This is a genomic window from Desulfobacula sp., assembly GCF_021107415.1.
In genome coordinates this window covers 1-15297 of record NZ_JAIOSW010000295.1, presented here as the reverse complement: position 1 = coordinate 15297, position 15297 = coordinate 1, and the positions used below count along the sequence as shown (strand labels likewise).

The 15297-nt window shown below is 36.6% G+C and carries 14 protein-coding genes; 10 read left to right on the top strand and 4 right to left on the bottom strand.

Going from position 1 to position 15297, the window contains the following annotated elements:
* A partial coding sequence (locus K8S13_RS15435; RefSeq protein ID WP_291463824.1) for a CFI-box-CTERM domain-containing protein occupies nt 1–299 on the top strand: 299 nt, incomplete at its 5' end.
* Here the strand turns inward: K8S13_RS15435 and K8S13_RS15430 are convergent.
* From K8S13_RS15430 to K8S13_RS15415, 4 genes are read right to left on the bottom strand one after another with little or no spacing between them, the layout of a single operon-like run.
* A complete protein-coding gene (locus K8S13_RS15430) occupies nt 249–1937 on the bottom strand; it encodes an ATPase, T2SS/T4P/T4SS family (protein ID WP_291463823.1) in 1689 nt (562 codons plus the stop codon). The genes K8S13_RS15435 and K8S13_RS15430 overlap by 51 nt on opposite strands.
* A complete protein-coding gene (gene gspD / locus K8S13_RS15425; RefSeq protein ID WP_291463821.1) occupies nt 1934–3949 on the bottom strand; it encodes a type II secretion system secretin GspD in 2016 nt (671 codons plus the stop codon). The genes K8S13_RS15430 and gspD overlap by 4 nt, the downstream gene beginning before the upstream one ends.
* Nucleotides 3950–3964: 15 nt before the next feature.
* Nucleotides 3965–4831: a type II secretion system protein N gene (locus K8S13_RS15420; RefSeq protein ID WP_291463818.1), complete on the bottom strand. Its 867-nt coding sequence runs from the start codon at nt 4829–4831 to the stop codon at nt 3965–3967.
* Complete coding sequence (locus K8S13_RS15415) at nt 4828–6297, bottom strand: PilN domain-containing protein (RefSeq protein WP_291463816.1); 1470 nt, start codon at nt 6295–6297, stop codon at nt 4828–4830. The genes K8S13_RS15420 and K8S13_RS15415 overlap by 4 nt, the downstream gene beginning before the upstream one ends.
* A 338-nt stretch (nt 6298–6635) precedes the next feature.
* Here K8S13_RS15415 and K8S13_RS15410 point away from each other — a divergent pair, with 338 nt between their 5' ends.
* Genes K8S13_RS15410 through K8S13_RS15370 form a run of 9 tightly spaced genes read left to right on the top strand, consistent with a single transcriptional unit; the run spans nt 6636 to nt 15199 of the window.
* Complete coding sequence (locus K8S13_RS15410) at nt 6636–7844, top strand: type II secretion system F family protein (protein WP_291463814.1); 1209 nt, start codon at nt 6636–6638, stop codon at nt 7842–7844.
* Nucleotides 7845–7847: 3 nt separating this feature from the next.
* On the top strand, nt 7848–9584 hold the full coding sequence (locus tag K8S13_RS15405) for a type II/IV secretion system protein (protein ID WP_291463812.1): 1737 nt from the start codon (nt 7848–7850) through the stop codon (nt 9582–9584).
* Nucleotides 9581–10573, top strand: coding sequence for a hypothetical protein (pilM, locus tag K8S13_RS15400; protein ID WP_291463810.1), 993 nt, complete (start codon nt 9581–9583; stop codon nt 10571–10573). The genes K8S13_RS15405 and pilM overlap by 4 nt, the downstream gene beginning before the upstream one ends.
* A 12-nt stretch (nt 10574–10585) precedes the next feature.
* Nucleotides 10586–11146: a hypothetical protein gene (locus K8S13_RS15395; protein WP_291463808.1), complete on the top strand. Its 561-nt coding sequence runs from the start codon at nt 10586–10588 to the stop codon at nt 11144–11146.
* The gene (locus tag K8S13_RS15390; RefSeq protein ID WP_291463807.1) at nt 11130–11666 is read left to right on the top strand and encodes a hypothetical protein; all 537 of its coding nucleotides are present in this window, start codon (nt 11130–11132) and stop codon (nt 11664–11666) included. The genes K8S13_RS15395 and K8S13_RS15390 overlap by 17 nt, the downstream gene beginning before the upstream one ends.
* Nucleotides 11663–12244, top strand: a complete 582-nt coding sequence (locus K8S13_RS15385) for a hypothetical protein (protein WP_291463806.1) — start codon at nt 11663–11665, stop codon at nt 12242–12244. The genes K8S13_RS15390 and K8S13_RS15385 overlap by 4 nt, the downstream gene beginning before the upstream one ends.
* A complete protein-coding gene (locus K8S13_RS15380; protein ID WP_291463805.1) occupies nt 12237–14375 on the top strand; it encodes a tetratricopeptide repeat protein in 2139 nt (712 codons plus the stop codon). Before K8S13_RS15385 ends, K8S13_RS15380 begins: the two co-directional genes overlap by 8 nt.
* Nucleotides 14365–14823, top strand: coding sequence for a type II secretion system protein (locus K8S13_RS15375; RefSeq protein ID WP_291463803.1), 459 nt, complete (start codon nt 14365–14367; stop codon nt 14821–14823). The genes K8S13_RS15380 and K8S13_RS15375 overlap by 11 nt, the downstream gene beginning before the upstream one ends.
* A 1-nt stretch (nt 14824) precedes the next feature.
* Nucleotides 14825–15199, top strand: coding sequence for a type II secretion system protein (locus tag K8S13_RS15370; protein ID WP_291463802.1), 375 nt, complete (start codon nt 14825–14827; stop codon nt 15197–15199).
* Nucleotides 15200–15297 lie beyond the last annotated feature (98 nt).

Below are 15297 nucleotides of genomic sequence, written 5' to 3'. Positions count from 1 at the left end.
TTTGTCTTTTGAAATCTAAACTTGGAAAAGCGTTTGTAACAGCCTATTACCGGTATTCACCACCAGTGGCAGATGTCATTGCCAGGCATGGCGTGTTAAGAGCTGTTGTCAGGATAGGATTGATGCCTCTCATTATGTTCGGGTATGTTGTCATCCATACATCACCTTTTGAGCAAAGTGTAATTTTTCTTTTGATAATCAGTATGACGGCAATGGCAGTCATCCGTACCTCAAGGAGACATAAGCATTTACGTTTGGGTAACACGAAAAACTTCTTTGATAGATGTAATCCCCTTTAAGACCTTTTGTACACCATCCTGGCGAAGTGTTATCATTCCCATTTTCTGGGCAGCTTTTTTGAGGATATTTCCATCAGTTGTTTTGCTCACCAGGCTTTTTAATTCATCATTCAAAACCATGATTTCAAAAATGGCCTCCCTGCCGGAATAACCGGTATTAAAACAATTTGAACATCCTTTTGATTTGAATATTTTTTTCCCATTCAATTGTTTATTGAGTATCCCAAGGTTTACAATGTCATCAAGATTGAGAGACACTTGTTGTTTGCAATTATTACACAGTTTTCTTACAAGTCTTTGTGCAATAATTGTGTTGACTGACGAGGAAATGAGATAAGACTCTATTCCAAGGTCTGCAAGTCTTATGATGGCTCCTGCTGCATCATTGGTATGCAGTGTGGAAAAAACAAGGTGACCGGTAAGGGCGGACTGGATAACAATCTGGGCTGTTTCAAGATCCCGGATTTCTCCCACAAGAATAATATCCGGGTCCTGTCTCACAATCGAGCGCAATCCTTTTGCAAAGGTTACACCTGCTTTGGGGTTCACCTGGATCTGTCCTATGCCCTGTATATTGTATTCCACAGGATCTTCAATTGTTATGATATTTTTATCAGGAATGTTGATTTCCGACAATCCGGCATAAAGTGTTGTTGTTTTACCGCATCCTGTTGGGCCGGTTACCAATACAACCCCGCTGTTCTGCCTGATGATTCTGTTCAAAATTGAATTGTTCTTTTTTGACAGGCCCAGTTGTGAAAGTTTAAGAAAATACCCGGATTTATTAAGAAGACGCATGACAACACGTTCTCCATAATTGGTCGGGACCGTTGAAATACGGATATCTATCTCATATTCTCCCAATCTGACCTGGGCTCTGCCATCCTGGGGCGCTCTTTTTTCAGCAATATCCATTTGTGCCATAACTTTTATTCTGGAGATTATGGAAGCCTGGGCAATTTTGGGCGGTTGCAGTATATTATATAAAATACCGTCAATCCGGTATCGAATATTGATAATATCTCTAAACGGTTCAAAATGAATATCACTGGCTCCGGCCTTAACAGCCTGTGAAATCATATGGTTTACAAGTCTTATAACAGGGGCATCATTGGTAACATCCAAGAGATCTGCAATGAGTTCCATTTCCTGCAGGAACACAGATTCATTATCTTCTATTTCATCAACAATTTTTTGTGTGTTTTCATCACGCTTCTCATATAAAGTGTTAATCGAGGATAAAATCAGGTTTTTGGGTCCAAGAACAAGTTGATATTTTTTTATATCCACTAATCTGGCCAGATCATGTATATGGCTTAATCTGGATGGATCATTTATAACAATGAGACTTTTTTTTCTCTTGATAATGGGTACAACATAAAATAATTTTAAAAAATTTTTGGATACGCGATCAATCCAATCATTTTTTGCATCCTCAGTGACAAGGGTTTCAATAAATGGAATCGAGTATAAGATACTTAATGCTTCAAGGATATCTTTTTCAGAGATAATTCTGGTTTTCAAGACAGCTTCTATAAGATTTGTTTTGTTTTTTTTATAAGCAGTGATGATTTTTTTAACACTCTCATCCGAGAGCTTTATGCGTTTTTTTAATATATTTATAAACTCGGCAATCATAACTTTGGCATAATTTTTGGCATGGTTTCAGGCATATCTTGAGGTTCAATAAGAATGGGCTGTATGGGATTGGTTTGAATTTTTTGATGATACAGGTTGATAGCCCCTTTTTGGATCAATTCGATTTCAGACTTTTTCTTTTCATATATCTTTGTTGCCTCAAGGGGATTTTGGACTACTTTGGGCGTTAAAAAGACATATAAATTTGTTTTATCTTCTCCTTTTGATACATTTTTAAATCCATAGCCTAAGAAAGGAATATCTCCAAGACAGGGCACTTTGGTTTGAGTTTGTGTTAAGCTTTCATCAATAAGTCCGCCAATGACAACCGTATTGGTATCCTCAACAATGATGCTTGTTTCTATTTTGCGTTTCAGGGTTGTGGGTCTGTCCGGGCTGGATTGATTGGCACTGTCTAATTTGGTTAGTTCCTGAAAAATATTCAATCGAACAAGTCTTCCTTTGCTTATCTGGGGCGTGATTTTAAGAGTGATCCCGACATCTTTATATTCAAAAGAATTATAGGTTTCCACACCGGATTCAGCTGCAGACCTTGTTTGAAACGGTACATTTTTACCAACCGTGATGATTGCTTCTTCATTCTCTGTGGTCAGCACCTGTGGTGTTGCTAAAATATGAACGTCTTTATCACTTTGAAATGCCTGGACCACTGCATGGATAGAAGGAAATGTTAACCCTCCGATACTGATGTTTTTTCCCAGCACACCAATGGAAAAACCCTTTGGAAGACTTGCATCGGATGAGATGGCATTAAGATTGGAATATCCGGAATCTCCTGTGCCACCAAATCCGCCGAAAACCGCGCCTGTGTCATTATTATATCCTCCGGCTGCCCGCCATTCAGTACCAATGTTCAACCCGCGGGTAACATTGACCTCCATGATTAAGCATTCAATATAGACCATTGCTCTGGGGATATCGAGTTTTGCTATGACCTCTTCAAGAACGGGATAATCTTCCTTGTCAGCTAAAATGACAAGGCTGTTTGTTGATTTGTCTGCTGTAATTTTAATATTTTGAGACAAAAGAGGTGTTTTCTGCTGTCCATTTTTATTTATGTTTCCTCTGGTATGGATGTCTTGAAGCACTTTGGCAAGTTTTTCTGCTGATGCATGCTCAAGATAATATACCCGGATTTTTTCTTCACCTTTGGGGACTTGTTTGTCAAGAATGTTTATCAGGTTTTCAACTCTTTTTGTCTCAACCTTACTGGCAAGCAATATCACAGAATTTGTTCTTTCATCTGCAACAAATTTAACAATAAGATCTTGGTCTGCTTTATTTTTTTTTTCCTTAATTCTAGCTGCAAATATCATGGACAGGCTTTGTGTAAGTTTTTTAGCATCAGCATACTTGATGGGTATGATGGATATTTTTTTTCCAATGCTTTGAATATCAATGGTGTCAATAATCTTTAAAAGCCTTTTAATGCTTGAGAGTGTAGCTGTAACAATCAGCATATTGGTATCTCTATAGGAAATAATAACACTTCCCTTTGGAATAAGCGGCATTAAAAGATTTTTTAATTCATCGGCATTGGCATATTCAAGGGGTACAATTCTGGTTACAATCTGATCCCGGGGCAATTCAGAATCTGTTACAAGTCTTGTATTAATATTGTCTGTTTTTGCATTGGGGGCAGGGATGATTTTAATCACTTTTCCTGACTGAACTGTTGCAAATCCATGAATATCAAGTACAGACTCAAATACTTTGTAGGCATCATTAATAGATAGCTTTTTAGGAGATATAATCGTAACATTTCCTTTAATCCGATTATCCACAATAAAATTTTTTCCTGTCAGGTTGCTCATGAATTTGATGAATACCCTGATATCAACATTATTAAAATCAATGGAGACAAAGTCGGGTTTTATTTTTGACGGATTAGATGTTGTTTTTGCAGCACATATGGAGACAGAAAAACATATAACAATCCCTAAAAAAAATGTTTTTAAGATTGTCAGCAATAGTTTTCTGTTATGTAACATTATGATGGGTCTCCTTTAATTTGCTTTTTCATCAGGTTTGATATGGTATGCAATCTCCTGGTTTTTTCCATTCCTGAATATCGACACCTTTACTTTGGAGGAATTCCCAAAATTTTGATAGATTTTAACGGCATCCTCCAATGACAGTGTCGGTCTTCCATTGACTTGCCTGATGATATCTCCATTTTGCAGGCCCAATGTATGGAAAAGTGAATCCGGCTTAATACTGTAAAGTAAAAGACCGTCAGATTTGCCTTTGGTAATCATGGGTTTGATTCTTGCCTGCCTTTTTAAATCATCAATATTTTTTAAAGATGAATTAATTAAAGATTTATTCACAGCAATTTCTTTAGCCTTTAAAGTGGTGTTTTTTTGAAAAACAGATGTGTCAGGCATTTGTTTTATATCCATCTCAAGGATGTAATCCTTATGATGATATGTAAGAATAACCTTATCCCTTAAAATTTTTTTTATGGCAGCCCCCTGAAGTTCATCTCCAATTTGATATAAGGCTTGTAATTTATTTTTATTATCTTCAATAACAGCGCAGGTATTATTAGTACCGGTTACAGTACCCCATAGAGTTAAATCAAGGTCTGTCAATTTGAGATCTTTAAAATTATTCATTAAAGGTTTTTGATATTCGAGGTCTTTTTTTTCAACCAGTACTTTGAAAAGATTGCGGTCTTTTATTTTTTTATATTGATTATTAAAAGAATTTTTCTTTGAGTTTTGGGTTTTTTCGATGGGCTGCACTTTTTTTGGCGGTGGCATATCAACTTCAAAGAAACCCTTACCAATATGCTTGTAAAAGATCTGAACACAAAAATAGGCAATGGAAATTAATAAAAGAGTATTTATGAATAAAAATAATGGTTTCATAAAGCTCCTTTTTGCAGTTGAATTGTAAATTTAAAAAGTACTTGATCAGTTTTTTTATCGGCTGATGCACTATTTATCGAGATTTGTTTAAACAGGTCTGCTTTTTCAATAAAGCTTTTTATTCTATCAACGTTTTTAAAATTGTCAGTTGTTCCTGAAATCACCAGGGTTGTCCGGTTTAAAAGGAACCTGGATATCTCCATATCAATTGTCCTGGGTATGCTATCAGACAATGCAGCCATGACCCGGGCTGCTTTATGGTTTGATTTTATGAATGACGCCTCGTTTTTTTTTGCTGAATTTGATTCTTTAATTGCTTTTTTTACAAGGGATTGCATCTGGAGAAAAGGGTGTTTGATATTTTTTTCTTCAGGAAAACTTGTTTTATAAATTGAATGGACTATAGCTTGATTGTTATCTATCTTTTCATTAAGGTCTGCAATCTCCAGGTGGAGGTTGTAACGAGAAGAAGCAAAAAGAATGCAGGCAAGAAAAATTATTGTGGCGATTGCTTTAATATTTTTTCGGAAAATTGGATCAGACTCGGTTTTAATTTTATAAAAATTGAAAATCGGGCCTGTCTTTTTATTTGGATGAAGTGCAGAAATAAGATTTGTGCTGTTTATTTTTTTTAGTTCCGGTTTATGTTGGGAGCTATCATCTGATTGTTGATACCTGGTCTGATAATCTAATAAGTTTTCAAGAGCATAATATACTTTTTCAAGGTCTTTAAATCCATTGCCGGCAGTGATAAAAAGATCAAAACACGTATCTGACCCTGTGGTTTGTCTGAATCCGAGCAAGGCTTGTTTAACGGTATCTGCAAACTCTTCAGCCTTGTATTGCAAGGCTGAAAATGAGCGAACAAAAACAGGCTCCCTGTGATGAACCAGTGTGATCGTGTTTTCACAAAGACCAAGGTCAAGGCAAATAAAATTAGTGATGGATGGAATTTTTTTTAAAAGGCAGATTGCAGCGGCATAGCCTTTTGGTGTTATAATTTTTGGCTTAATACCATATTGGGATAATGCATCAATATAATTTTCAATAACCGATTCAATAATAGATGCTGTAAAAACAGGCACCTGGTCTTTTTTATAGGGGCTGTTAAGTATATGAAAATCTGAAATATATTTTTCTTCAGGCACGGGCAGATGCGATGTAATCTCTATTGGCAAAATTTGTTTTATTTTTTTAGCAGACCTGAAAGGCAGTTCAATATTTCTGAAACTAACAGAGGATGACGGTATTAGAAGGGTAGCTACAGAGCATGAAGCCATATCCATGTGGTCTTCAAGGTATATTAAAGCAGAATCTAAAAGGTTTTCGGGTTTTTGGGTTTCAGGCAGATCTTTATAATTGATACGGCAGATTTTCTTAACATATGATTTTTTTGACACACGCGTAACGATCATAGCAGCTATGCCGACTGCATCTATATCAAGACTTAAAAATGTGTCTGCCATTAATGTATCCTTAAAATTATAGAACAGAATCTGCAATATTCTGCCCTGCATCCTTGAAAAGCAGGAATTTTGCAAGATTGGTGCCTATATCCGGAAAGGATCAGAAAGGAAACTATTTCAGACCAACAACCATTGCTGTACAGGGTTATCAAGCAAAATTTTTTTTATTATACAAAGGAGGGAATTTAAATTTGATCTTAAACCGTCATTTATCATGGGTTATGTCATAAATATGACAGGCACCCGTAAAGTCAAAATAAATCTGTCCCCTTTCTTCTGATAATGGTATGTTGAGCCGATGAATAATATTATCTGAAGAATTCCGGAGGAGATTTTGTATGCCCTCATATAAATGTAAGATTGCCGTTAATGATGGTAAAATCATTGAAAGAGTAATTCAATCCGGTTCTGTGAATTTAATTAAAAAACAGATTGCTGAAGATGGGGGCTTTCTTGTGAAAGCGCAGAGGATAAGTGGTTCAACCCCTTTTTTATCTTTTTTCCAAAAGCAAAGACTTAAACTAAAAGATTTTTATTCCTTTAACCAGGAATTCTTAACTTTGTTAAGAGCCGGGCTTCCGGTTGTTCTCGCATTTGACGGTATTATTGAACAACAGGATAAAGGTTTTTTTTCTATGATTTTGAAAAATATCCGGGATGATATTTCAGAAGGTGAATCCATTCCCAATGCGTTTGAAAAATATGAGAATATTTTTTCTTCTCTTTATATTGCCACGCTTAGATCTGGTGAGGCTAGCGGGAATATGCCCGATGCCATTGAAGAATATCTTGAATATTTTGAACGATCCCGGCAGATCAGGCAAAAAATCAAGGCAGCTTCCGTATATCCGGCCATTTTGACCATATGTTCTATTTTTGTGGTGGCTTTTCTAATAATTTTTGTAGTTCCTTCTATTACAGGAACTTTTGTGGAAGCCGGGGCGCAGCTGCCTTTTTTTACTAGAATACTTTTGCAGTTCAGTTATTTTATTCGATCATATTTCTGGGTGATTTCAGGTGGTATTATTTTTACAATCTGGCTGGTATCGTTTTGTCTGAAAACCAAACAAGGTAAGCTGCTTTTTGATACGCATTATCTGAAAATACCTTTCATAGGTGAATTGTCTGTTATCTATTCAACTGCTTTATTTACGTCTTCTCTTTCAACTGTTCTCAGGGGCGGTATTCCTTTAAACCAGGCATTGCAAATTTCCAAGGGACTTATCTCAAACAGTTTTATGCAGGCTGGTATAAAAAATGCTCTATTATTGATTGAACAAGGCGAAGGATTTGCCCTGGCACTTAAAAAGGTTGATATATTTCCCGGCATGGCATTAAGAATGGTAGCAGCAGGGGAAGAGGGCGGCAATCTTGAGAAAGTATTAAAGGATATTGCTGTGTTTTACGAAAAAGATGTAGCGGCAAAGCTTTCAATAATAACCTCCACCATTGAACCTGTTCTCATGGTTTTAATGGGATTTGTCATCGGGTTTATCATGCTGGCCATGTATATGCCGATTTTTCAAATGGCAGGAACGATGGGATAAAATATGGCAACGTTTAATTTAAAAAAGAAAAAAAGAATTGGTGAGCTTGCAGTTGATCTCGGGTTTATGACTGAAGAGCAGAAAACAAATATTCTTGCTCAAAAAAATATTTCCGGAAGAATGCTGGGACAGCTTTGTGTTGAAGAAGGCTTGATTAATGACGAGCAGCTGGCACAATTGATTGCAGAGCAATATTCCTGTAAATATGCCAGGATTGACAGTATAAACGATCCTGAACTGTTAAAGATGTTAAGTATTGATTTTATCGTAAAGAACAGAATAGTACCCTTTAGTTTTTCTGAAAATCACCTGGTTTTTGCTGTGGCTGATCCCATTGACTATTTCAGGGTGGTTGAAGAGATTGAAATCCTATTGGAACATGATTTTTCTTTTGTGATTGTCAGTTCCAAGAAATTAGGCAAGTTCCTTCAAAATATGGAAGCGTCCAGAGATTTGATTGATGTTTCTGAAGAGATGCGTCTGTCTGTGGTTAAGGAATCTGACAAGGGAGATTATGAAATCTCAACTGAAAAAGTGGATTCTGAAGAGAGCCCGGTTGTAAAACTGGTTGATTCAACCATTCTGGATGCAATCAATAAGAATGCCAGTGACATACATTTTGAAGGGTCTGCCAAGGGGTTGATCATAAGATATCGAATTGACGGCATGCTGCATCAGATTACAGACCCCCTTGATATGAGCAGTATGAATCCTGTGATATCCCGATTAAAAGTAATGTCGGAGTTGGATATTTCAGAAAAGCGTGTGCCCCAGGACGGAAGGTTTAAGCTAAAGATCAAGGACCGGTTTGTTGACTTTCGAATATCTGTTCTGCCGACTATTTTTGGGGAAGATGCCGTGATAAGGATTTTGGATCAAAAGCGGATGGCTCCTGTGAAAGGTGATCTTAATCTGGATGGAATGGGTCTTGATAAGGAAGAATTGTTTAGATTACGACGCCAGATCAGGGCGCCGTATGGTATGTTTTTAATGACAGGTCCGACCGGAAGCGGAAAAACCACCACTTTGTACCGGGCATTATCAGAAGTGAATACCAGAGATACAAAAATTATTACCATTGAAGATCCTGTTGAGTATCAACTGGAACGAATTACACAGATTCCGGTCAATGATAAAAAGGGATTGACATTTTCCCGCGGATTAAGATCAATTTTGCGTCATGATCCTGACAAAATTCTGGTGGGTGAGATCCGGGACCCGGAAACGGCACAGATTGCACTTCAGTCTGCCTTAACCGGTCACCAGGTATTTGCAACGGTCCATGCAAACTCTTCATTTGATGTGATCAACCGGTTCATTCATATGGGTATAGAGCCCTATAATCTCGTCACAGCGCTCAATTGCATTGTTGCTCAACGATTGATCAGGGTGCTTTGTCATTGCAGGATCAAGAAAAAAATGTCAGATAAAACCCTTGTTGAATCAGGGCTGGATCCTAAAAAATTAAAGAATATTATATTTTATGATGCTTATGGGTGCGAAAATTGCAAGGGAACTGGGTATAGCGGTAGAAAGGCTATAATTGAACATGTTGAGCTGGATGGAGATATGAGAGAGATGTTTATTAAGCAGGTTTCAACCTCAGTTTTAAAAAAATATGCTTTAAGCAAGGGCGTTATTTTTTTAAGGGATGCTGCCATCAATGAAGTGATAAGAGGCAGGACAACTTTGGAAGAAGCCAACAGGGTTACATTTATAAACCAGGAAGCAATAGTATGAATTTTTTTCCTATTTCCAGATTAAAAACAGGAATTGAGATTTCATCTGATAAAATTATCTCTGCTTTAATTTTAGAAAAAGGGAAAAAATTTTCCATTAAAAAATTATCTGATATCAAAATTCCGCCGGGAACCATTAAACCTTCTTTTAAGAAAGAAAATATCATTAATGCAGAAGCATTACACGATTGTTTGAAAAAAGCCTGTTACGATATGAACCTGAAAAAAATCAGTGTTGCATTACCGGATTCTTCTGTCAAAGTTCTTATTAAAAAATTCACACAATTACCTGAAGACCCGCAGGAGATTAATGAGATGGTTCTATGGAACTTTTCGAGCTCTTTAGACCTTCCTGTTAAACAATTAAGGGTTTCCTGGGAAAATATGGGAAAAAGCCCGGACAATCACCATATCTTTCTTATTGTTTTGGGTTTGGAAAAGGTCATGGTTCAATATGAAAATGCTTTTAAAAAGATTGGTATTTCACCAGTAATGCTTGCACCTTCCGGATTGAATCAATTTAATTTTTATTGTGAAAGTCTTCCTGAAAAGGGCAATGTTGCATATCTGGGTCTGTTTGATGATTTTTTAAATATTTTTGTTTTTTCAAACGGTATCCCGATTTTTTATAAAATGATTAAAAAGGGTTTGTTGGGTAACGATGGTGCCAGTGCAATCAATAATGTTGATTTTTTGATACAATATTATAACAGTGAAAATCCGGATCTTGATATTGAAAAGTTTTTTATTGCTTCTCATATTAAGTCAGATATGCTGATGGAGCATATCCTGCAGGATGTAAGCCAGATAGGGTCTCATATTAAGTCAGATATGCTGATGGAACATATCCTGCAGGATGGAAACCCTATTGATTGTACCATTATTGATGAAAGACAGCTGATTGACTTTGATAAAAAATTTAAGATTGATTTTAAGAATAACCCCTTGCCTTTTTATACGACTGCTTTAGGTGCAGCTCAAGGTTTATAGGTAAACACCCATATGAAACCCGTAACCATAAATCTGGTGTTAAAAAAAAATATCCGGGGGAAACTTTTTCTGGGTTTTGTTGTTATCTTTGCATTTTCAACTCTTGGAATCACCCTGGTAAGTATGGTTGATTATTATGCAAACATAAAAGTGATTAAAGCATATGAGTTAAGGATCAAAGAAATCAATCAGCGGTCTGAACGAAAAAGAATAGCCGCCCAAAAGAAACTTACGGATAAAAAGGAATATCAAAAAATAAAACAGGATTTGAATTACCTGAGTGCTATCATTAAAAAGAATATGTTCCAGCTGCCCGCGGTATTGACTGAAATCGAAAGGGTTAAACCTGATAAAATTGATATTAATGAACTGATTTTTTCTGATAATCTCAAGGTTGTAATGATAAAGGGAGAATCGAATCATGTGGAGTCGGTTTCTAAATTTATAATTGGAATGGACAGATCAAAACGATTTAATATTGAATTGTCCAAGGAAGAGATTAATGAAGATAAAAGAATTATTTTTGAATTAATAGCCAGGTGGATATCTATAGAAAATGATCAAAAAATATAAAATTATTATATTTATCTGTGTTGCTGCCATGTTTTGTAACATCGCTGCCAAACTTTATCTCATTGATGGACAGAAAAATAGGATAACTATTCTTCAAAAAAAGGTTTCAGCTGCAAGAAGTGGTGGCTATCTTAAGCCTGACAACAGGCCTGCTGAAAACTTGTTTGCAGAACAAAATGACCTTGAAATGATTATTCATAAGATCCCTGAAGAATTTTCATTTACACAATATGCAGCCATGATCAGATCGCTGATAGATAAAAATCATCTTTCTATTAAAGACAGCCTTGTTTTTACGCCGGCAAAAGCTACGAAGACTGATTTGTTATTTTTAAAATACAATACAAATATTATCGTTATCGGCAGCTATAGTAAAATTAAAAAACTGATTTCAGACATTCAGAATCTGCCCGGGATTGGTTATTCTAATTCTGCAAAGTTGGTCAGGGAAAAAGATAATAAAACCAAAGTAAAATTAAATCTTGAATTGTCTGTTTTTTTTAAACGGGGAACAGCATGAATTTAAATAAAAAAAATATAATATTTATAATTGTTTTTATGCTGTTGATCATTTCGATCATATATCGTGTGCTAAATCCATTTGTACAGCCAAAGGTGGATAAGCTAACCTTTACGGGAAATAAAAATACTAAGATAAGCAAAGTTGAAGATTCGATAGAACAAAGCCGGCAGAGCAAATCGCAAACCCTTGCTTTAAGATTTTTAAATAAGCCCAAAGTTTCAGGAAAGGTATATAAGGATTTGTTTTCCATCTACCGGCCTCCTCAAAAAAAGAAAATTAAGATACCAGTAAAGATAGATATTCAAACTCAAAAAATGGTTGAGATAGTTGAAAAAGATCCTGTATTGGAGGCCAAAGAATATATCGCTTCTTATACGCTTTACGGTACTTATAAAAGTGAAGACACAAAAGCTGTTTTTTTAGCTAAGAATAAGCTTGTGCTTGTTGCAAGGACCGGTGACCGTCTTGATGGAAAGTATTTAATAGACGATATCCAGGATAATTATATAAGGATCAAGGCCTTGGATTTGAATGAAATAATACATCTCGATATGAGGGAGTTCAATAATGAATAAACGGGTTTTGTTCACAAAAATGGTATTTATTGCAGTGGTTTCAGGAATCGTGTTGTTTCAAGGATGTGTTGCCAATGATGCCAATAGAATCAAAGCCCAAAAGTTTGTGGAAGAAAAAGATTTTGCTGCTGCTGTCGAACATTATAATAAAGCCCTTCAAAAACATCCGGATGATCTTGACCTCAGGCTCAGGCTTAAAGATGTCAAACAAAAAGCATCCTTGCAGCATATGAGAAAGGCCCAGGAACTTATATCAAAAAAATACTTCAGGGAAGCCATAGAAGAGCTCCAGGTTAGTATTGCGTTTTATTCCAGTAATCACAGGGCCATTGAACTGGTTGATAAAGTCAAGATGATGAAGGAATCATTCTATTATACAAAAAAGGGTAACAAGCAGATAAAGACCGGAAATTTTGAAAATGCAAGAAAATCATTTCAAAGGGCACTTGACCTGGACCCTGAAAATCAAGAAGCAAAAATAGTTCTTGATAAATTTAAAAAAAACCAGGAGGATTTGCCTGAATACCGGCTTGATTTGCGATCCAATGCTCCTATATCCTTAAAATTCAAGAAAACACCCATGCTGAATGTATTTGAAATTTTATCCAAGCTTACAGGAATAAATTTTATTTTTGATAAGGATATAAAGGAGAGCAAAGTTACTCTTTTTATGACGGATGTGAAGTTTGACAGGTTTTTAGATGTTCTTTTGAAAACCAATTCTCTTAAAGCAAAAATGATCAATCAAAGGACCATGCTGATCTATCCTGATACCCCTGCAAAAGCCAAGGAATATGACGACTTATATGTGAAGACCTTTTACCTGTCATATTTGAAAGCTAAAAATGCAGTCGCTATTTTAACAAAGATTTTAAAGACTAAAAATATTATTGCCAATGAAAAATTAAATGCAGTAACTGTCCGGGGGCAAAAAGAGAATGTTGCAATGGCTGCAAGAATTATAGAGGCAAATGACAGAATTCCTGCTGAAGTAGTTTTGAATGTTGAAATCATGGAAGTTTCCCGGAAAAAGGAGAAAGACCTGGGGCTTTCCATTTCCGATACCATTACCTTTGGTGTCAGTGAAACAAGTTCAGGCATTGATTTTAATACTGATTTTGGTTTTGCAGGTATGGCATCCATTAAAGATATCAGTAAAATTACCAGCAATGAATTGTATCTTTCTTTGCCGACTGCGACATTAAAGCTGCTCAAAAAAGATGGGGACACAAGGATTCTTGCCAAACCCCAGATCCGGGTGAGCAGCTCTGAAAAAGCATCCATCCTGATTGGTGAGAAGGTGCCTCTAAGGTCAAACCGAAAAGTTCAAACCGACGGAACCACAACCTATGATTTTCTGTACCAGGATGTGGGTGTGAAACTGACCGCAGAGCCGGTCATTAATATGTATGATCAGGTCACATTGACACTTGGCATTGAAATCAGTGCATTGGGCAGTAATGTCGGGACAGTGACCGACCCCCAGTTTTCCATCAAGACACGAACCACCAATACTGTTTTAACGATTAGTGACGGAGACAGTGTTATTATCGGCGGATTGATTGAGGACGAGGACAGGACAACAATCCAGAAAATTCCTTGGATTGGGGAAGTGCCGGTACTTGGAAAACTTTTTTCAAATGAAAACAGTGAAGTTGTTAAAACCGATATCCTCATGACCATTACCCCGGTCATTATTAGAAATCAAGATATTCCGGAAGCCAATATATCAGGATTCTGGTCCGGTAATGAAAAACAAGTCTCTTTAGAACTGCCTGCAGAGGAAAAAATAATAAAGGAGACAGACTTTAACGATTTTCCTGATGAAGATTATATCATGGTAATTGCAGAGGAACAATTTCTCCCCAGTGATAATTATTTCAGTATCCAGGTCTATTCATCCAAAGATGAGGCGGATGCTCAAAAAAGGTCTAAAGAGCTTAAAGCCATGGAATATAAAACCTGGATCAGACCATTTGAGATTAAAGACAAAGGGACCTTTTATCGGCTTTTTGTGGGACAATATGGTTCTTATCAGAAAACTGAAGAGATACTGCAGGATATGTTGAAAGAGAAAATATTCCCTAAAGATATACATATAGTAGACAGGGCATATGTGTATGGCAAATAAAAATTACGGGTTCACACTGATAGAAATGATGGCGACTTTGGCCATTATTTCCATTCTTGCCACAGGGATTATCCCTTTGTCCCAGGTCGTATACAAAAGAACAAAGGAACTGGAATTAAGAAATGATTTGCGGGTTATCAGAACCGCTCTGGATGAGCATAAGAAACTTGTGGATCAAAAGATAATACCCGTCAGTGCTACAGCCAGTGGATACCCTGAAGATCTTGAGATTCTGGTGACAGGAGTTGACTTAAAGACAGCAACCGGTGAAAAGAAAAAATTTTTAAGAAGAATTCCAAAAGACCCGATGATGGAAGAGGGTGACTGGGGATTGAGATCCTATGCCGATGACCCGGACAGCACCATATGGGGAGGGCAGGATGTGTATGATATCTATTCTTTAAGTGATAAACAGGCGCTTGACGGAACATATTATAGAGATTGGTAATATGAGCAACAATAAAGGATTTACAATCATAGAAATGATGACAGTGATTGCAATTATCAGTATACTTGCGACCATTGCAGCCCCCAGTTTTCAAAAATCGGTTATTCGTGCCAAAGAAGCATCTTTGAGGAATTCTTTATTTGTCTTACGAGACGTTATTGATCAATACTATGCAGATCATGGCGACTATCCCGAGTCACTGGAAGTTCTAACCCAAAAAAAATATATCAGAGCCGTTCCAAAAGATCCTTTTACCCGGTCAGATGAGACATGGATATTAATCGCCCCGGAAGGGGAAGGGCTTTCAGGAATATATGATATTCACAGCGGCAGCGACAAGATAAGTCTTTACGGGATGCCTTATAATGAATGGTGAAAAAGGATTTACCTATCCTGCGGCTATGCTGTTAATCATCATTGTCTCTGTCTCTTTGATGGTGGTTCAAAAACAATGGACCACCATAATGAAAAGGG